The sequence below is a fragment of the Paenibacillus sp. JT22N15 genome, assembly GCF_059383755.1.
The window spans coordinates 215,294-233,557 of sequence record NZ_JBXENV010000001.1 but is presented as its reverse complement, the minus strand read 5'-3'; the positions used below and the strand labels follow the sequence as shown (position 1 = coordinate 233,557).

17 protein-coding genes and 1 other RNA gene are annotated in these 18,264 nt (G+C 48.9%); 12 read left to right on the top strand and 6 right to left on the bottom strand.

What is annotated here, in order from left to right; genetic code table 11:
• Nucleotides 1–85 precede the first annotated feature (85 nt).
• From AC50X8_RS01010 to AC50X8_RS01000, 3 genes are read left to right on the top strand one after another with little or no spacing between them, the layout of a single operon-like run.
• Nucleotides 86–1,474 (top strand): CapA family protein, encoded by a 1,389-nt coding sequence (locus AC50X8_RS01010; RefSeq protein ID WP_494878152.1) that lies wholly within the window; start codon nt 86–88, stop codon nt 1,472–1,474.
• Between the two features lie 20 nt (nt 1,475–1,494).
• Nucleotides 1,495–2,283 carry a glycerophosphodiester phosphodiesterase gene (locus AC50X8_RS01005; protein WP_494878150.1) on the top strand — a complete coding sequence of 263 codons (789 nt, stop codon included), beginning with the start codon at nt 1,495–1,497 and terminating at the stop codon, nt 2,281–2,283.
• Nucleotides 2,264–3,163: a DUF92 domain-containing protein gene (locus AC50X8_RS01000; protein WP_494878148.1), complete on the top strand. Its 900-nt coding sequence runs from the start codon at nt 2,264–2,266 to the stop codon at nt 3,161–3,163. Before AC50X8_RS01005 ends, AC50X8_RS01000 begins: the two co-directional genes overlap by 20 nt.
• A gap of 117 nt (nt 3,164–3,280) precedes the next feature.
• On the opposite strand, the gene pepF is transcribed toward AC50X8_RS01000, so the two are convergent.
• The 3 genes from pepF to AC50X8_RS00985 form a co-directional block, all read right to left on the bottom strand.
• Nucleotides 3,281–5,074, bottom strand: coding sequence for an oligoendopeptidase F (pepF, locus tag AC50X8_RS00995; protein ID WP_494878147.1), 1,794 nt, complete (start codon nt 5,072–5,074; stop codon nt 3,281–3,283).
• A gap of 306 nt (nt 5,075–5,380) precedes the next feature.
• The gene (locus tag AC50X8_RS00990) at nt 5,381–5,563 is read right to left on the bottom strand and encodes a hypothetical protein (RefSeq protein ID WP_046229983.1); all 183 of its coding nucleotides are present in this window, start codon (nt 5,561–5,563) and stop codon (nt 5,381–5,383) included.
• Between the two features lie 78 nt (nt 5,564–5,641).
• Nucleotides 5,642–5,875, bottom strand: a complete 234-nt coding sequence (locus AC50X8_RS00985; RefSeq protein WP_494878145.1) for a hypothetical protein — start codon at nt 5,873–5,875, stop codon at nt 5,642–5,644.
• 199 nt (nt 5,876–6,074) lie between these two features.
• Here AC50X8_RS00985 and AC50X8_RS00980 point away from each other — a divergent pair, with 199 nt between their 5' ends.
• The 4 genes from AC50X8_RS00980 (at nt 6,075) to AC50X8_RS00965 (ending at nt 9,731) form a co-directional block, all read left to right on the top strand.
• Complete coding sequence (locus AC50X8_RS00980; RefSeq protein WP_494878143.1) at nt 6,075–6,776, top strand: class I SAM-dependent methyltransferase; 702 nt, start codon at nt 6,075–6,077, stop codon at nt 6,774–6,776.
• A gap of 81 nt (nt 6,777–6,857) precedes the next feature.
• Nucleotides 6,858–7,055, top strand: a complete 198-nt coding sequence (locus AC50X8_RS00975) for a cold shock domain-containing protein (protein ID WP_046229980.1) — start codon at nt 6,858–6,860, stop codon at nt 7,053–7,055.
• A gap of 288 nt (nt 7,056–7,343) precedes the next feature.
• A complete protein-coding gene (locus AC50X8_RS00970; protein ID WP_494878141.1) occupies nt 7,344–8,897 on the top strand; it encodes a hypothetical protein in 1,554 nt (517 codons plus the stop codon).
• A gap of 117 nt (nt 8,898–9,014) precedes the next feature.
• On the top strand, nt 9,015–9,731 hold the full coding sequence (locus tag AC50X8_RS00965) for a YebC/PmpR family DNA-binding transcriptional regulator (protein ID WP_056029519.1): 717 nt from the start codon (nt 9,015–9,017) through the stop codon (nt 9,729–9,731).
• Between the two features lie 119 nt (nt 9,732–9,850).
• Here AC50X8_RS00965 and AC50X8_RS00960 read toward each other — a convergent pair whose 3' ends face one another.
• Nucleotides 9,851–11,029, bottom strand: coding sequence for an MFS transporter (locus AC50X8_RS00960; protein ID WP_494858305.1), 1,179 nt, complete (start codon nt 11,027–11,029; stop codon nt 9,851–9,853).
• A gap of 261 nt (nt 11,030–11,290) precedes the next feature.
• Here AC50X8_RS00960 and AC50X8_RS00955 point away from each other — a divergent pair, with 261 nt between their 5' ends.
• A complete protein-coding gene (locus tag AC50X8_RS00955; RefSeq protein WP_155972923.1) occupies nt 11,291–12,319 on the top strand; it encodes a tetraprenyl-beta-curcumene synthase family protein in 1,029 nt (342 codons plus the stop codon).
• A 31-nt stretch (nt 12,320–12,350) separates the two neighbouring features.
• Entirely contained in the window at nt 12,351–13,319 is a 969-nt protein-coding gene (gene pfkA / locus AC50X8_RS00950; RefSeq protein WP_056029507.1) for a 6-phosphofructokinase, read from the top strand.
• 243 nt (nt 13,320–13,562) lie between these two features.
• On the opposite strand, the gene AC50X8_RS00945 is transcribed toward pfkA, so the two are convergent.
• Together AC50X8_RS00945 and AC50X8_RS00940 are read right to left on the bottom strand one after the other, a co-directional pair.
• A complete protein-coding gene (locus tag AC50X8_RS00945; protein ID WP_099519665.1) occupies nt 13,563–14,750 on the bottom strand; it encodes a putative glycoside hydrolase in 1,188 nt (395 codons plus the stop codon).
• Between the two features lie 208 nt (nt 14,751–14,958).
• Complete coding sequence (locus AC50X8_RS00940; RefSeq protein WP_046229973.1) at nt 14,959–15,153, bottom strand: hypothetical protein; 195 nt, start codon at nt 15,151–15,153, stop codon at nt 14,959–14,961.
• A gap of 272 nt (nt 15,154–15,425) precedes the next feature.
• On the opposite strand from AC50X8_RS00940, the gene cshA reads away from it, so the two are divergent.
• From cshA to ssrS, 3 genes are all read left to right on the top strand, one after another.
• Nucleotides 15,426–17,018 carry a degradosome RNA helicase CshA gene (gene cshA, locus AC50X8_RS00935; RefSeq protein WP_056029501.1) on the top strand — a complete coding sequence of 531 codons (1,593 nt, stop codon included), beginning with the start codon at nt 15,426–15,428 and terminating at the stop codon, nt 17,016–17,018.
• A gap of 215 nt (nt 17,019–17,233) precedes the next feature.
• On the top strand, nt 17,234–18,022 hold the full coding sequence (locus tag AC50X8_RS00930) for a YesL family protein (protein WP_056029498.1): 789 nt from the start codon (nt 17,234–17,236) through the stop codon (nt 18,020–18,022).
• Nucleotides 18,023–18,067: 45 nt separating this feature from the next.
• Nucleotides 18,068–18,252: non-coding RNA, 6S RNA (ssrS, locus tag AC50X8_RS00925), on the top strand.
• Nucleotides 18,253–18,264 lie beyond the last annotated feature (12 nt).

The following is an 18,264-nucleotide window of genomic DNA, read 5'->3' as shown; positions in this document are numbered from 1 at the left end:
CAGCTTCCCTTCTAGTTATTTCGCATATTTATAACAAGCTTGCTATAATAGACAGGAAACTTTATTCATAAAGGAGCATCCTGTCATGAATAGATCTAGATCAGAATCGCGACAACAGCAAAAAGTCAGGCGAAAAAGAAGATTAAGACGCCTCATCATTTTCAACGGATTTATGCTTGGACTTATTGCAGTCGTTATTGGCTTATGGCTTAATACGCAAAATTGGTTTGATGCTGGGTCCTTATTTAATGGTGAAAATAAACCTCAGGCAGCAGATGCCGCCTCCGCGGGTACCGCTGGTGATCAGGAGCCGCAAAACGCGGAAACGGGCGCAGGCAGCAGTTCGCCTTCTCCATCTGTAGAAACGGCAGCAACGAATGATCCTGCTCCTACAGCCGATGAGGCTAACGGCCAAGGCGAGGCAGCGGCAACGCCAGCCAAGCAGCCTGAGGAGGAAGGTCATGAAGCAGTCGATGGAACAGGCGGCGATGACGGTTCCGGGCAGCAGCCATCGACTCAAGCTGGCGACGAGGATACGGTGAAGCTGAGCTTTGTTGGCGATATTTTGCTGGCGGCTTCGGTCGGCGACATGATGAAGCTCAATGGATACGACTATCCATATAAGCAATCGCTGCTTTATTTAAGCGAGCCGGATATTATGGCAGCCAATTTGGAGTATCCCGTGACGGATAGCGGTGTACCGGCAGTAGACAAGACGTATGTGTTCAAAGGTTCTCCAGATGCGCTTCCTGCTTTTCGGGATGCCGGCTTTGATGTTGTTAGCCTGGCGAACAACCATACGCTGGATCAAGGCGTCGAAGGCTTATTAAATACGATGAAGCATCTCGATGAGACAGGAATTTCCCATATGGGAGCCGGCAAAAATGATACGGATGCGTTTGCGCCTGTCATTAAAGAGGTGCGCGGCATTAAAGTAGCGTACATTGGACTGAGCAGAGTCGTGCCGGAAGTATCTTGGAAAGCAGACAAAAATGTTGCTGGCGTAGCAGAAACCTACGATACGACGAGAGCGAAGGCGGCGATTAAGAAAGCGAAGGAGCAGGCCGATCTGGTCGTCGTGATGGTTCACTGGGGAGAAGAGCGCAAAGATACGCCGCTGCAATACCAGCGGGATTTTGCACGCGAATACATAGATTCGGGAGCCGATCTAATTATCGGCAGCCATCCGCATGTGCTGCAAGGTTTTGAGACGTATAAAGGCAAGTGGATTGCATACAGTTTAGGGAACTTTATTTTTAGCGCTTACCCGAAGGGAGCGACTGCAGAGACAGGTGTGCTGGATGCGATTTGTACGAAAAAAGGGGACTGTGACCTGAAGTTTTACCCGATGTCCTCGGACAAAGCACAGCCAGTGCTCATGGATTCGGGAAATGCAGCAGCGCTGCTAACGCGCCTGACGAGCCTGTCCTTTGGCGTGAAGCTCCGTGAGGATGGCGCTCTCGTCTCTAAATAAAGAGCAGCGAGGAGGAGCGCATGGCAGAGCCAAGAAATGTATGCGTAGCCCACCGCGGGTGGTCAGGGCGTGCGCCTGAGAACACCCTTGCAGCGGTGAAGCTGGCGATGGAAGAGCCTGATGTGTTTTGGATTGAAATTGATGTGCAGCTATCGAAGGATCATATTCCGGTCGTTATTCATGATTATAAGCTAAGGCGTACAACGAATGGCAAAGGCGAAGTCCGCAACTGGACGGCTGCCGAGCTTGGCGCGCTTGATGCGGGCAGCTGGTTTTCGCCCTTGTTCAAAGATGAGGGAGTACCGACGCTTGATCAAGTGCTGGCATTAACAGCCGGGCGCTGCAACGTGAACATTGAGCTCAAGACGAATGGCATTCGTTATCCTGCGCTTGAGGAGCAAGTGCTTGCAAGCGTACGCCGATTCGGTGTGGAAAATGAAGTGGTGCTGACCTCTTTCTATGCCGGAGCGCTGAATAAGCTGTTCAAGCTGACGGAAGGACGTATTCGTACCGGCTTGATTATTGACGGCTGGCGCCAGACGCTGCCTCTGGAGCTGAGCCAGACGGGGTCGACCTTGCTTTCGATTGATTATTCGAGGCTGAATAAGGAGCGAATGAAGCTGCTTAAGGAAGCGGGCATTCAGGTGATGGCCTGGACGATAAACGAGGAACAGGCTATTCGCAAAATCGCGGAGCTGGACCGGGAGCTGATGATTTGCACGAATTTCCCGAATCGCTGGCGGCAGGCAATGGCAGGACTGAGAGATAGAACTGGGGAGGAGCGAGAAAATGGTAGGCTGGATCGATGAATGGTGGCTCAGGCTGCTTGGCGGCCTTGTTGGAAGCGGCTTAATTGCGTTCGTCGCCTATCGTTTCCGCTCTCTTTCGCTATCGGGCGCTTTATCGGCAATGGCAATGGGAACAGGCTTTGTGACATGGGGCGAACCAGTATGGTTCGCCTGTCTTATTGCGTTTTTTGTTACCTCAACCCTGTGGTCGAAATGGAAAAAGCACTCCCGAGCGAAAGCGAAGGCGGAAGCGGGATATGAAAAAACAGGACGTCGCGACGCTGGACAAGTGTGGGCGAATGGCGGAGTAGGCCTGCTGCTGTGCTTCGGCCATGCGCTGTTTCCAGCATCCGGCGATGGCTGGCTGCTCGCCTATATTGGAGTCATGGCGGCCGTAAATGCCGACACATGGGCGACGGAGATCGGTGCGCTGAGCAAGCGTCCACCGCGTTCGGTGACGAGCGGCAAAGTCGTCGCTCCCGGCACGAGCGGCGCTGTGACGCGGCTCGGCTCACTCGCGGCGCTCGCTGGTGCTGCCTGCATCGGCGTCGTAGCCGCCATCATGCTGGCATGGTTTCATCCAGCGTCTGCAGCCGATTTGCAGGCTGGGAACGCGGGGCTTGCAGGCGGCGGCCTCAGCCTAGCCTCAGCTGTAGCGCTTATTGCGGCGGCGGCGATAGCTGGCTTTGCCGGATGCTTTGCCGACTCTTGGCTCGGCGCCACCTGGCAGGCGATGTACCGCTGCACAAGCTGCGGCAGCGAGACGGAGCGCCGCACGCACTGCAGCGTAAAGACCGAGCGGACACGCGGGTTTGATTTTATGAACAATGACCGGGTTAATATGCTGTCATCCTTGCTTGCAGGTGTAGTTGGCTTAACACTGGGCCTCTGGTGGGTTTAGTTGCAAAATAAAATAACACCTTCTCTCCTTGATACGGGAGTAGAAGGTGTTATTTTTTGATTTTAGCGGTTATCCCCTTAGCTCAGAAAACAAGGCAGTCAAAGAGGAGACGCAAATTTATTTTTTAGTTAGCTCTTCCATTTGGCCGATGAGGCTTTCGAACACGCTCATCGCTTGCTCAATCGGCTCTGGCGAGGACATGTCGACGCCAGCTTTTTTCAAAATATTGATTGAGAAGTCGCTGCCGCCGCTCTTCAGGAAGCCGAGATAACGCTCGACTGCTGGCGCGCCTTCCTCCAAAATTTGCTTGGAGAAGCTCGTTGCGGCCGAGAAGCCAGTCGCGTATTTATACACATAGAAGCTGTTGTAGAAATGGGGAATACGTGCCCATTCCATCGCAATATCTTCATCTACGGCCATATCGTCGCCATAATACAGTACATTGAGGTCGTAGTAAATTTTGCTCAAATCCTGCGGTGTCAGCGATTCGCCTTGCTCGCTTCTTTCGTGAATGATTTTCTCGAATTCGGCAAACATCGTTTGACGGAACACCGTCGTCCGGAATTGATCCGCATAGTAAGTAAGCAGGTACATTTTTTCCTTCGGATCGGTTGACTTGTCAAGCAAGTAGTCCATCAGCAGCGCTTCGTTCAGCGTGGAAGCCACTTCCGCGAGGAAAATCGTATATTGCGCATCGCGGTAGTTCTGGGTCGTATCAGAATAATACGAATGCAGAGCGTGGCCCATCTCATGCGTCAGCGTAAACATGCTGTTCAAGTTGTCCTTGTGATTGAGCAGCACATATGGATGCGTGCCGAACGCTCCCCAGCTGTAAGCGCCGCTGCGCTTGCCTTCATTCTCGTACACGTCAATCCAGCCGTCGTCAAAGCCATGCTGCAGCACGTTCAAATAATCGTCGCCGAGCGGCTTCAAGCTTTCTTTGACTGTTTTTTTCGCGTCCTCATACGTAATGTTCATATCGAATTCCTCTACAAGCGGAGCGAACAGATCATACATATGAAGCTTGTCGACGCCGAGCAGCTTTTTGCGCAGGTTCATATAGCGATGCATCAGCGGCAAATGCTTGTGAATCGTGTCAACCAGGTTTGTGTATACCGTCTCGGGAATGTTATCCCCATAGAGCGACATGGCGAGAACGGAATCGTGCTTGCGGGCACGGGAGTAAAAAATATTTTTCGTTACATTGGCATTCAGCGTGGCCCCGATTGTGTTTTTGAGCTTTCCGTATGTATCGTACATTGCTTGGAAAGCTTCTTTGCGCACGTCGCGGTTTTTGCTCTCAAGGAACTGGATGTAACGGCCCTGCGTCAGTTCAATCTCTTCGCCGTTCTCGTCCTTCACTTTCGGGAACTTCAAATCAGCATTGTTAAGCAAGCTGAAAATCGTGCCGGGAGCCGAGCTCATATTGCCTACTTGCGCAAGCAGCGCCTCTTCATTTTTCGAAAGAACATGGGCTTTCTGGCGGCGCATTTCTTCAAGTGTATGACGGAACGTGGCCAGCTCCGGATTTGCGATCAATTGATCCAGCGCCTCGTCGCTTAAGGAAAGCACCTCTGGCGTAATGAAAGAGAGGGCTTCTCCTGTTTCCACGCTCAGCTTCTTGGATTTGTCGGACAAGGCCTGATAGGTCGGCTCTGCCGTATCCTCATGATGCTTCATATTGGCATATACGTATAGACGCTCCACATGCAGCGACAATTCATCCTCCTGCTCGAAGCAGGCTTTCAGCTGGGCCGGGTCTGCCAATGTGCCTTGGAAAGCGCTGATTTTGCCAATCAGGCTTTTGGCAGCGGCAAACTCCTTATCCCAAGCAGCTTGATCTGCAAACAGGTCTTCGAGCTTCCAACGGGCTTCTACTTTCGTTTCGGAACGCTTAGGTACGTGATTCATCGAATTCCTCCTTGGTATAATGGTAGATGAAGTAGCATGTGGTGCAGTTTTGGAATAGGCGGGCTGAATCATTCCCTCAGCGCCACTAATACCGGCTGTCAGGCTTAGAGAGACAAGGACGGGTAGCCATTTCATAGTTGCGTTCGCCTCCGGGCATAAATTTGTACCTAGTATGTACCGGAGGCTGCCTTGTTATGTTGAAATACAAGAACTTTCTAAACTCTTAGATGTGGCAAGCGGCTGCTCTTGTATTTGATGCGTTGGCGGCTGCTCCTTGATGTATGGCTTGTCAGCTGCCGCCAGCGCTTATGAGCTTCCCATCTGAAACAGGCTGAATACAATGAGGAAAAACGAGAATGCAATTAAAACAATAGAAGCAAGTGCCAGCCCGCGGCGCAAATTGGGAGCGAGAGAATCGCGTTTTGCAAGGACTATCCATCCTAGTGCAAAGGATGCGACAATAAAGATGATATTAGTCATTAAATCCATCTCGAAACGTACACCCCCTGTAGCCGCAAGCACAACATGGCCTCGTTAGTTTTCGCTGTTAAGGTTGAATTTTCCTGCTTACACTTCCTTGAAAGCACGGATGATGTTCTCCCGCTCTTCCTCGCGGCCAACATAATGGTCAGCACGGAAGCGATTTTCGGCCCAATGCATCATTTCAGGACGGCTTACGAACGTAAAGCATTCTTCGCCCCATTGATCGGAAATATCTCGTACGACGAGGGTTTTCCCCTGTACTTCTACCGTCAGCATATTGTACTTGTCAGTTTTGAATATCTCGTATTTCTTGAACATGTTGTAGGTCACCTTACCTTTCGTTACGGCTTACACCGTATTCTTACTATTTTAGCTATCTAGGGGGTGGAAAGCAATAAGGGACGGTGTTATAATATCAGCTATAATGCGGGAAAGAAGCATTTATGAGGCGAAGCTTCTATAGAGATAGGAGCGTAATCGCGAGAAGAGTATAGCTGAGACGAGGAGAGTTGAGAAGATGAAGCAATTGAAGTATGAGCAGGTAGGCGTTGCTATTACCTGCCGGGGTTTTGATGAGTATGTACACATGTTCGGACTGGAAGAAGACGATTTGGGCGCGGGGCCTCTACTGGACATTGCTGCCGGAGGCGCTTCTTTTACCGCTGAGGCGTGTGCCCGAGGGTATGATGCCCATGCTGTTGATCCGCGTTATGCCGGAGATGTGGAGTCGTGGATTGCACAATCTGCAGAAGAAATTGAAGTTTCCACAAACAAGCTGATCGCTTTGCAGGAGGCATTCGACTGGAGCTATTATAAGGACGCTGCGAATCATCGCGCGGGACGAGAGCGTTCGCTTGAGCTGTTTGCAAGCCATTTGCGATCTGTTGACGGGCAAGCCCGTTATCGTTTTGGGCAGCTGCCAGAGCTTCCTTTTGAACAAGGAACTTTCTCGCTTGTGTTATGCAGCCATTTTTTGTTTTTGTATGCGGAGCAGTTTGATTTCAATTTCCATAAGCAGGCTGTTTTGGAAATGATGCGACTGTGCAAGCCGGGCGGACAGGTGCGGATTTACCCGCTGTTGTCGCTAAGCTGGAATGCTTACCCGCACATGGATGAGCTGCTAAAGGCTGTCGCAGAGCGGGGCGGACAGGCGGAGCTTATGCCAGCGAAACTTCCTTTTATTCCTGGATCAGATTTATTTTTGAAAATAAGGGTTTAATTGCATTTTCCAGTTTAAGACTGTATAATATAGGGTATACGCTGATTAAACAGCGGTTTATTTTTTTAGGAGGTTGTTCATTTGAAAGGAACAGTTAAATGGTTTAACGCAGAGAAAGGCTATGGCTTTATCTCGGTCGAAGGCGGCGAGGATGTATTCGTTCATTTCTCCGCTATCCAAAGCGAAGGCTTCAAATCGCTTGACGAAGGCCAAGAGGTAGAGTTCGACATCACTGAAGGCAATCGCGGTGCACAAGCGGCTAACGTCGTTAAATTATAAGATTCGAAGTTTCTTATAATACTTGATTGCAGCATGTACAGGAGCTTCCGGTTAATCCGGGAGCTCCTTTTCGCATTTTAATAAGCCATTTTAACAAGCCATTATGACAATGGGCAGCGGATGGTGCCGAATAATAGGTTGAAAAGAGTGGAAAAGGGGAGAAAAAGGAGAACCATGGCGCGGGAAATACGTAAAAATAATAGCAGGAAAAGGCTCTTTTTAAATGGCCTTGCAGCAAAATAAAGCATGACGAACCTCGTTTTTCACTATTTTTAAAGGAGGAGAATAATGATGGAAGCCGGTGCCGTGTTTCAGAGGTTAAGCTTTAGTGACATTAAGCTGAAATTGCCTCGCGAGAGCTGGTATTACTTGCGCAATGAACAAAAGGATGGCGAATTTGAAGCAGAGGACGTTTGGTATTATAAAGGGGATTTGCGGCTTAGCGAGCTTCTGCTCGACTTGGATGCTATGCTCATTCTCGTTGAAGGAAATTTGATTGTGGATCGCTATATTGGCAATACAAATACAGACGGGGCTACCGGACTGATCGTTCTTGGCGATATGCGCGCCAGCCATATGGTTGTTGGTGGACAGGAGATCCATATTGGTGGCGATTTGCAGGTGGAAAAAATGTTTTGGGGAGATTATAATCACGGCGATCTCATCGTTGAGGGCCATATGCAGGCGGAGCTGATGATGACGAGCGATCAATATAGAGTACGCATTCAGGGGACATCGGCCTTTGAACGATACATAGTAGATTGGGACGACTTCGGTGTATGGCAGGGCTTCGACATGACCGAGCTTTTTGTTCCGGAAATTATTATAGATGAGGATGAAGAGCCGTTCGTCTGGCGAGAGGAAATGCTGCGTCTTTTGGAAGAAGACAAGCCTATCCTATATGAAGATCGAATCAAGCCGATTCGTGAACAACCGCAAATTCCTTTTTTATTCGCAGATACACAGCTCCGGCCGCTTTATATGCAGCAGGTAACTGCGGATTCTCTTTGCTTCCTCGGAGAGCCTGAAGCTGCTAGCTCAAGCTATGAGTTTTGGCTGGGCGATCAGTTTTTTCGTGCAACTGCGTATGGCAATGAAGCGGATTCGGGACATTTTCGAAGCGTTTATTTTCAGGATGGCGAGGAGTACGGGGCTTTGCTGAAAATAGAACCAGTTGCTGCGCAATCAGGCTCTGCAGCTCATTCGCGCCCTATGCAATGGCAGTTATCGGGCAAATATCGCAAAGTAACGGACGAGATTGTAGATTGGACGGTTATCGATGATGATTCACCGGCCGCGATCCAGCAGCTATGCCAGCAAAATTGGGTTTATTTGCTGCAAGCTGTATCGACCTATGAATATGCCCGTCATCTCATTGATCCGCAGCATATACGCGAGATATTGACTCTCCCGCTTGTTGAGCCCTATAACGATTATTATGATGAAGAGCGCAGCGGGCTATGGATCGGCGATATATATTTCTCATTTCGGCAAGAGGGTGAACTTTACAAGGATTCCCCGCGATTGGCTTTGGTGCGTATGGCCAGAGACTATACCGATGAACAGGGCGAGGCAAAGGTCGAATATTGCTCATACCGTATACAGAAGCATATGGACGGCTCTGAATGTGTTTACGTTCAGTATTCAGAAGATGAAGATGATGACGATTATACGATGGTTAATTACGAAGGCGGAGCTAAACTGCTGGATGCGGTCAAATTTTTTGAAAAAGGCCGAAAACTGATTACACGTTACAACCAAGATATGCTGGATGGAACGAAACCTTTTTGTGGCGAAGATTTTGCGATGGAATATTGGAGGGAGAAAGGCTATATTTCTTAATGATAGGAAGTACAGGGACGTTATTTTGCCATGCGCTTTTCGCATTTTAGACTTTGACCGGATTAGGCCTGAAATGTTACACTGTTAGGTGGAATCTTTGTCGGAGGAGCGAGTGGCATGAAGTTTAAATTGTTTAAGGATCGCAAAGGGAAGGCCGATCAGGCTAAAAATAATAAGTTTGTAAAGCTGTCGCGTGAAATTTATGTGCAGGCACGTAAGGGCGGAGCGAATCCTGAGGCGAATTTTGGCCTGAAGACAGCCATTGCCAATGCACGTGCGGAGCAAATGCCCAATGACAACGTTGAACGGGCAATCAAGAAGGCGACGGGCGGCGACGCGGTCGATTATGAAGAAATTATGTATGAAGGCTACGGCCCAGGCGGCGTCGCGATTATGGTTCGTTGTTTGACGGACAATCGCAATCGTACTGCGGCTGATGTGCGCTCGGCTTTTAATAAGCGAGGCGGCAATATGGGAGAAAGCGGCTGCGTATCCTATATGTTCGATCATAAAGGCTTGCTTGTCGTGGACCGTGAGGATTTAGAAATTGATGAAGACTCGATGATGATGGTGACGCTGGAAGCTGGAGCAGAGGATCTGGTCGTAAACGAAGACAGCTTCGAGATTTTGACGCATCCGCATGAGTTCGAGCAGGTGAAAGGCGCACTTGAAGCGGAAGGCTATACGTTTGTAAGCGCTGGAGTACGCTGGCTGCCGCAAAACATGGTTGCTGTAGAAGGCGAAAATGCGGACAAGCTGTCCAAAATGATGGACTCCTTCGACGATAATGACGATGTACAGGACGTTTACACAAACTTTGAGCTTGAGGACTAACGTCTACATAGTCAGCAGGCTAGAGCAAAAAAACAGCTTCGGGAGCCACATCATCATGTGGAGCCCAAGCTGTTTTTTTGAATTCGTTCATGAGCTAGAGGCTTTCATGCGGCACTCGTTCATGCGCTGCGCCTCGTATAATGTTTGTAAATAAAACCTGCTGCTGCTATTAAAGCAAGGGTAGTACCTAAATTAAAGAAGGCTGTGCGTCCGAAGCTTTCATATACATAGCCGCCAACGGTACCGCTGAGCAGACCGGCAAGGCCCGTCCATACAACGGCGTATACCGCTTGGCCGGAAGCGCGAAATTCATCGGGTATGAGCTGTGAAATATAACGCAAGGCAGTTGAGAAGTAGATGCCGAATGTAATGCTGTGCATGAGCTGTGTCGCCACGACGAGATAAGGGCTGCTCAAATGTCCAATCAGCCACATTCGCAGAGCATACAATACACATGCGATAAACAGCAGCGGCAGCTCCTTGAATTTATGGCCGTACTTTCCAAGCAGAAACAGGACGGGAATTTCGCTGCAGGCGGAAAGGGTCCAGGCGAGGCCGACAAGGGAATCGCTAGCTCCCATTTGATGCAGCGTTACAGCCAAAAAACCTTCGTACATACGATGCGCGACCGATACGATCAAAATAAGGACGAAAAAGGAAACGACCTCCCTTTTGCCCAGCAGCTTGAAGAAACCGCTAAAATCGACTTTGCGGGCACTGCCTCGGTAATCTCGCAGCAGGAAGGAAAGCGCCAGCGTTATCGTAATCGTACAGACTGCCAGCGGCAGCGTCCAATTGGAGCCCATCTGCTTCAATATAATGCCGAACAAGTAGGCGGATATCGCAAACCCGAGCGAGCCGAAAATGCGAATGAGTGCATAAGGAACAGCTGTATATTGACTGGATAATAAAATCATACTGTCATTCAATGGATTAATAGGTGTCTGAAAAAAATAAAAGATCGTCATCACTAGACAGATCATCGTAAAATCTTGAATCGGAAACAGCAGCGATATCATGACCAGCTGCCCGAATAATAAAAATATAAATAATTTTTTTATCGTCTGAAATCGGTCACTTGCCCAGCCTAGCAGTAAATTGGCGAAGACGGATATGAAGGGCCCAGTTGCATAGATAATGCCGATTTGATGCTCGGAATAGCCTCGCGCCAGAAAGTATAAAGGCAGGTAGGAGACGAGCAGCGCCTGTGTTGAATAGGCAGAAAAGCTGAAGGCGCGAAGACGCAGCGTTTCTCGGGATGTGTTAAGCTTCGCCTTTTCTAGGCCAAGTTGTGTCATTGCTGTATTCACTCCATAACTGTAAAAAACCTTGATTATACAGGTGTTATAGCTAATTATTAATAGATTGTAAACCATTATAGCATGAACTGCTGGATTATTGTTTATTGAAATGGTACATTTATGAGTGGAGGTTTCATTCATCGTGTAATAATGGGCTGGTAGCCGGCGGTTATTCAGCATTTTTTTAAGAGGAGGAGGTGCATCGTGAGATTGACGACATTTTCAGGCAGCCGTGCGCCCCGAGGGCCTTTAAAACTTATGCATCGCGTATATAAATATGTGCTGCCAGAAGTTGAAGAGCAGCTGGGGAAGCTGCGGGCTATGGCAGAGCAAATTCCCGACAGGGAGCTGAGGACGCAAGCGCTGAGCAGCATAGCGAGCAAGAAATTCCATTGTCAGGGTGGGGCCGTGTATGCAGCGGCCAACTTGGAACAGCGGCATATTCTTATACCGCTTATTGTTGCGCTGCAAACGATTAGCGACTACCTGGACAATTTATGCGATCGCAGCACCTCTCTTGATGCGGATGATTTCCGCCTATTGCATCAGTCCATGCTTGATGCGGTTAATCCGGCAGCGCCGCTCCGGGATTATTATGCCCACCGGAAGGAGCGGGACGACGGCGGATATTTGCACCACCTCGTTGCCGTGTGCCAGCACCATACAGCGCTGCTTCCTTCCTATGCCAGCGTTCAGCGTGACGTAACCGAGCTGGTCAGCCTATATGGCGATTTGCAGGTGTACAAGCACATTCGCAATGACTTGCGCGAGCCGAAGCTGCTCGCTTGGTGGGAGAAGCATGCACAGCGCTACCCGCACTTGCAATGGAATGAATTCGCAGCGGCCAGCGGATCGACGCTCGGCATGTTTATGCTTTTTTTAGCAGCCAGCGGTGATGGTCTGTCGAAGCAGGATGCGGCTGCGATTAAAGAAATTTATTTTCCGCACGTATGCGGCCTGCATATTATGCTTGATTATTTGATCGATCAGGCGGAGGATCAGGCCGGCGGAGATTTGAATTTCTGCAATTATTACGACAGCTTCCATTTGATGGCGGAACGGATCGGTACGATAGTGGAGTGGGCAAGGGAGGATGTGCGGCATTTGCCGGCTTCCCGGTTTCATCGCCTTATCATTGAAGGGCTGCTGGCCCTTTATTTATCCGATCCGAAGGTGCGTGCGCAGAAAGAAGTGCGCAGCGTAACGCGCAAGCTGATGAAGAACAGTCCGCTTACCCGCCTGTTTTTCCTGATTAACAGCGTGTGGATCAGGAAGCAGCAGGCTTAGCAATATATTACATCATTTTGGAGGAATGACTATGTCTTCAGTAAAATCAATCGCAGTATTAACCAGTGGCGGTGACTCCCAAGGGATGAATGCAGCCGTTCGCGCTGTAGTGCGGAGCGCTTTGTATAACGGGCTGGAAGTATACGGTGTACAACGCGGTTATCAGGGTCTTCTGAATGACGATTTGCGTCAAATGGATCTTCGCAGCGTAGGCGATATTATTCAGCGCGGGGGCACCATTTTACAGACGGCGCGCTGCAAAGAGTTTATGACAGCTGAAGGCCAGGAGAAAGGCGCTGAAGTTTTGCGTGGGCGCGGCATCGACGGTTTGGTTGTTATCGGCGGCGACGGCTCCTATCAAGGTGCTAACAAGCTGAGCAAGCTTGGAATTAAGACGATGGCATTGCCAGGAACGATCGATAACGATATTCCTTTCACGGATTATACAATCGGTTTCGATACAGCGGTTGGCATCGTGGTGGATGCTATTAACAAAATCCGCGACACGATGTCTTCCCATGAGCGTTCGTCTGTCGTTGAGGTTATGGGCCGTCATTGCGGAGATATTGCGCTTTATGCGGGACTTGCAAGCGGCGCCGAGACGATTCTTGTACCGGAAGTTCCGTTCAACCTAACGGAAGTTTCGCAGCGGATGGAAGCCAATTTTGCCAAAGGCAAGCGTCACAGTATCATTGTTGTTGCTGAAGGAGCAGGCAATGGACATGATGTATCCAGCGAAATTACGCGTGGTTGTGGACTTGAGCCGCGAGTAACCGTGCTTGGACATATTCAACGCGGCGGAACGCCGACTGCTGTTGACCGTATTCTGGCAAGCCGTCTCGGCGATTATGCTGTGCATCAGCTGATGGCTGGCGAATCGGGCAAAGCTTGCGGTATCGTGCGCGGAGAGTTCCTTTCTACGGATATTGACACGGTTGTCAACACGAAGAAGCCATTCAACCTGGAGTTGTATGAGCTCGCGCTGCGCCTGTCGCAATAATACCTTCTTGCCCGTCTGGGCAATGGCTAACATTGATTTCCAAAAACAAACAAATAACCTCCGGCAACGCTTTAAGGCAGCGTACCGGAGGTTATTTGTTTGAAATAAAGGAAAAGATATCCTAACGCTATCCTTTCTCTATATTTCTCGGAATGAAACGCGCCGCGCAGCCAAAGGATGGAGACAGCCGTTTCACCTTGTGGCGAGAAGCGTAAGTAATAGCAGCTAGCCTTACTTGAATGGTTATTCGTAATTAACGCCCTCTGAATATTTATTGCCTGCATTCCATAAAAGAAATTCATGAATATCGGTGTCGGCGAGCGCCTTAATCTGTGCCTCGACTTCTTTCTTGCCATATTTCATATAATTGCCCTGTCCCAGCCAGCTGGCTGTAAAATCCTGAATCCAAGGACGAATAATCGGCTTGGCGTCGCCAATCGGGTCAAGCTTGGCATGGGTGTCCTCCATAGCGCCTACAATGGTTTCATAGGGGTTTTTATCCGGAACCTTCTGTTTAAACCAGCCTGTGCTGTAATGGCTCGGATAAACCATAGGGGATATGACGTGCACATCATTGGAAATTTTCACAAAGTCCTGCCCAATTCCTTCGGCGGCAGGCACTGATGCGGCGTAGCCGAAAATATCGACCGATACCCGCACGCCAAGCGGCTCAAGCTGCTCGCGGGCATATTTCACGAATCCTGCGACGGCATCGACCCGGCTCTGTTCGGTTTTCTCATACTTCAGCGAATCGGCTTTCTTATCAAAGCCTTCAGGAAAACGGACATAATCAAACTGGATTTCCTTAAAGCCCAGCTTGGCTGCTTCCTTGGCAACGGCTACATTATAACTCCATACTTCTTTCATATAAGGATTAACAAAGCTTTCGCCGCGGCCGTTTTTCCAAATCGTTCCGTCGGAATGGCGGAAGGACAGCTCCGGATGCTGGCGTGCCAGCACAGTGTCCTTAAAGACGACAATTCTGGCAATGGGGTAAACCTCATGCTGCTTCAATTTCTTCATCAAGTCGCCAATATCGCGAATGTACTTCTGTGTAGTTCCCAGCTCAAGCAGCTCCGGCGTCTCGGTTGGATAGGTGATATAGCCGTTGTCGTCTTTTACATCAATGACCATGCTGTTCAGCTTCGTATCATCCATGAGCTTCAGCAAGCTATCCATACGCGCTCCACCTGCACTGTGAGCCGTCACGTAGATGCCCTTCACAATGGGAGCATCTTTCTGTGGATCATGCTTAGCGCCCGCCTCAGACGTCCCCTGGCCTTCTCCATCAGAGGGGCTCGCCTGCACGATCGTTGTTCCGAGTGAAGCGTTTAGTACGGAGGCTGCGAGCTCCCGGGCGGCTGCATGATCCTCTCCGCTTCCCGTCAATAAGCTGTATAACAGCATGACAGTTGAAAAGATGATGTCCATTTCCTTCTCTCCCCGCTAGCTCTTCTTACCAAATTATAAAGCAGAATTAGGCTGCGTGACACTTATTTTTTTCAAAAAGCGTAATTTTACACAGAGAAATGTTGCTTAAAGCACCATTTTTGGGCGGGAATTCCCGGTGGGAAAAGCATGCAAAAAACCTGCTGACGCATGCGTCAGCAGGTTTACTATCAATCGGTATATCCCCTTGTCATTGCAGTAAGGCTTCTCTTTGGTGCTCGCAAATGCTGTGCTGAACAATCTCCATTGCATCCGCCGGTTCAAGTACAGCCAGTCCGTCCCTCAATACGATATTGATCGAGAGTTCCCGATCCGTAAGAAAAGGACTGAGCTCTGGTGCTAGCTTCTCTACAATTTGTGACAGTGTTACGGTTTCGATATCCACCTGGCATCACCCTTTCATCATAGGTTCAGGGCAAAACATATGGCATGAAAACGTTAAAACAGCGGGATAACCACATTATAGCAGGATCAACTTTAAAAAAACAGGGTTAACTGCCATGCGCGCAGCGGGCAGGGAATATAAAATAAAGCAAACGCTTACGCGTGCGTCTTTTGATCTGTTTTTAAGCTTCGCTGGTAAACGTGTACGATTGTATGCTATAATAGCTTGGATATTTTTCAAGTAGGCTGCAGATAAAAGGAGTATGAGAAAGTTTGAAAACATTTGCTGAATTTGGCTTGGAACCTAAAGTGTTGCAAGCAATCACGGAGCTGGGGTTTGAGGAGTCAACTCCGATCCAGTCCAAAGCTATTCCAATTGCAATGGCTGGTCAAGATCTAATTGGTCAGGCACAAACAGGAACAGGAAAAACAGCGGCATTCGGAATTCCGCTCATTAATAAAATTCCGACAAGCGAGGAGCGCATTGTCGCCTTAATTATGACGCCTACCCGTGAACTCGCTATTCAGGTAGCTGATGAAATCGGGAAGTTGACTCGATACAAAGGTTTACGCTCATTGCCAATTTACGGCGGACAAGAAATTGGACGTCAAATTCGCGCTTTGAAGAAGAAGCCGCAAATTATTATTGGTACGCCAGGACGTTTGCTTGACCACATCAACCGTAAGACGATCCGTCTTGAAGATGTACAGACGGTCATTCTTGATGAAGCGGATGAAATGCTGGATATGGGCTTCATGGAAGACATTCAGTCGATCCTGAAGCAAGTACCGGACGAGCGTCACACCATGTTGTTCTCGGCTACAATGCCGCCGAACATTCAGAAGCTTGCACAGCAATTTCTGAAAAACCCTGAGCATGTGTCGGTTATTCCTAAGCAAGTAACGGCACCGCTTATCGATCAAGCGTATATTGAGGTTCATGAGCGTCAGAAGTTTGAAGCTCTTAGCCGTTTGCTTGATATGGAATCCCCAGAGCTTGCGATCATCTTCGGCCGTACGAAGCGCCGTGTTGATGAGCTTAGCGAAGCTTTGCAAAAACGCGGTTACACGGCAGACGGCCTTCACGGCGACTTGTCCCAAAACCAACGCGACAGCGTAATGCGCAAATTCCGCGACGGCAGCATCGATGTGCTGGTTGCAACGGATGTAGCTGCTCGTGGCCTCGACGTATCGGGCGTAACGCATGTTATCAACTTTGACCTTCCGCAAGATCCGGAGAGCTATGTTCACCGTATCGGCCGTACTGGCCGCGCAGGCAAAGAAGGTACGGCATGGTCGTTCGTAACGCCTCGTGAACTTGATCACCTGCATTTCATCGAGAAAGTTACACGTCAAAAAATCAACAAAAAACCTTTGCCTAGCATCGCAGAAGCGATTGAAGGCAAACAGCGCTTGACAGCTGAGCGTTTGCTCGAAGTTGTTCAAGAAGAAGAGTTCACGGAATACAAAGCAATTGCCATTCAGTTGCTTGAGCAATATGATTCCGTTAACTTGCTTGCAGCAGCCGTGAAATTGCTGACAGGCGAGAAGAAGGAAGTCAATATTGAATTGACACCGGAAGAGCCGCTTCGCGCGAAAAAACGCAAGCCGGACATTCGTTCGAATGGTCGTCGTTATTCTGGTTCCTCGTCCTTTGGCGGCGGCAGTGGCCGCAGCTCCAGTGGCGGTGGCGGCTATCGTGGCCGTGATGACAGACGTGGCGGCGGAAGCGGCAGCGGTTCGAGCTCCAGCTCGCGCAGCAGCAGCTATGACCGTAACCGTGATGGCGGCAGCAGCAGACCTCGCACTAGCGAGAACCGTCGTCCAAAACCATCGTCCGAAGGCTTTAACAATAACAACAACTAGGGTCATTTCTTCCTGTTCTTATACAGGATGAAGAAATAAGCCCGAATAACCAAGCTTAAGAAACCGGGGAAGTCCGTGATGCCTTACGGGCGTCCTGACTTTCCCTTTTTTATTGTTCATTTGATTAAGCCAGCCTGCTTGATTGAATAATATGCTTTGGTGCATGTCACAACCAAAATAGTAAGGAACAAGACGGAATAGTGGGGGCAGATCACATGGAGCCAAGGGGTTTAATGGGAGGTTTTTACCGCATCTCCGAATGGATTATGCGATTATCGGTAATCAATGTATTATGGCTAATATGTTCAATTCCTTTCGTATTATTGGCGTTTGTGGGCGTATTTCCAGGGAATGCTGCAGCACTTGATGAGGCGGCATATCTGGACCATGTTAAAACAACATTGATTTTCATGGCGATTGTTGCTCCTTTCACCTTATTTCCAGCTACAGCTGCGATGTTTGCAGTAGCTCGCAAATGGGTGATGGGTGAAACGGATGTCCCGCTATTCAAAACTTACTTTAGAGGATATAAGGAAAATTATCTTCAAAGTATGATCGGCGGGTTTTTCTACGCTATTCTGTTTGCCATTATGATTGTCGATTTTATTGTGTATCGCGACCAGTATAGCCTAATTTCTTATATCTTTATTGCTTTGCTGCTTCTGCTGGTGATTTCCTTGTTCAACTTCTTCTCGATGCTTGTCCATTATCACATGAAAACGTTTCAATTGTTGAAAAATGCCATTCTGATTACGATTGGCCGTCCAATACGCTCGTTCTCCTCTGCGGTAATGAGTGGTGCGGTCATCTACATCAGCACGCGCTTCACCTTTTTGATTCCGTTTTTTATGGGCAGCATTATCGCTTATCTGTCGTTCTGGAATTTCTACATGATTTACCAGAAGCTTCAGGAGCAGGCTGAAAAGGCAAGACTAGCTCAGGAGGCTCAAGAGGTCGAATTCGCAGAGCTTACAGACGGCGATTCGAGCTCGTCCAATAAATAAGCGTTTAGACATTTACAATTGTAAAGGTAACGTTTATAATAACAATACATCCTGCGATGTTCGTTTCGGCTTTACGTTGTTTTGAACCAATGGCTGTTTCTCGGGAGACCTAAATTGTTACGATGCTGACATGCCCTCTAAAGGGGACTTCAAATTCGTTTCTGCGGACACCCACCTTGCGAAAGCGAGGTTCAGAAACATGTAAGTCGGACGGCATAGGCGGGTTTTTATCTACACTCAAG

Excerpts from the sequence above, each read along its gene's own strand:
- AC50X8_RS00955 (WP_155972923.1), top strand. The coding sequence starts at position 11,291 with ATGCATCGCGTATATAAATATGTGCTGCCAGAAGTTGAAGAGCAGCTG.
- AC50X8_RS00980 (WP_494878143.1), top strand. The coding sequence starts at position 6,075 with ATGAAGCAATTGAAGTATGAGCAGGTAGGCGTTGCTATTACCTGCCGG.
- AC50X8_RS00945 (WP_099519665.1), bottom strand. The coding sequence starts at position 14,750 with ATGGACATCATCTTTTCAACTGTCATGCTGTTATACAGCTTATTGACG.
- pfkA (WP_056029507.1), top strand. The coding sequence starts at position 12,351 with ATGTCTTCAGTAAAATCAATCGCAGTATTAACCAGTGGCGGTGACTCC.
- AC50X8_RS00990 (WP_046229983.1), bottom strand. The coding sequence starts at position 5,563 with ATGGATTTAATGACTAATATCATCTTTATTGTCGCATCCTTTGCACTA.
- AC50X8_RS00930 (WP_056029498.1), top strand. The coding sequence starts at position 17,234 with ATGGAGCCAAGGGGTTTAATGGGAGGTTTTTACCGCATCTCCGAATGG.
- AC50X8_RS01005 (WP_494878150.1), top strand. The coding sequence starts at position 1,495 with ATGGCAGAGCCAAGAAATGTATGCGTAGCCCACCGCGGGTGGTCAGGG.
- AC50X8_RS00965 (WP_056029519.1), top strand. The coding sequence starts at position 9,015 with ATGAAGTTTAAATTGTTTAAGGATCGCAAAGGGAAGGCCGATCAGGCT.
- AC50X8_RS00985 (WP_494878145.1), bottom strand. The coding sequence starts at position 5,875 with ATGTTCAAGAAATACGAGATATTCAAAACTGACAAGTACAATATGCTG.
- pepF (WP_494878147.1), bottom strand. The coding sequence starts at position 5,074 with ATGAATCACGTACCTAAGCGTTCCGAAACGAAAGTAGAAGCCCGTTGG.
- AC50X8_RS01000 (WP_494878148.1), top strand. The coding sequence starts at position 2,264 with ATGGTAGGCTGGATCGATGAATGGTGGCTCAGGCTGCTTGGCGGCCTT.
- AC50X8_RS00960 (WP_494858305.1), bottom strand. The coding sequence starts at position 11,029 with ATGACACAACTTGGCCTAGAAAAGGCGAAGCTTAACACATCCCGAGAA.
- AC50X8_RS00970 (WP_494878141.1), top strand. The coding sequence starts at position 7,344 with ATGATGGAAGCCGGTGCCGTGTTTCAGAGGTTAAGCTTTAGTGACATT.
- AC50X8_RS01010 (WP_494878152.1), top strand. The coding sequence starts at position 86 with ATGAATAGATCTAGATCAGAATCGCGACAACAGCAAAAAGTCAGGCGA.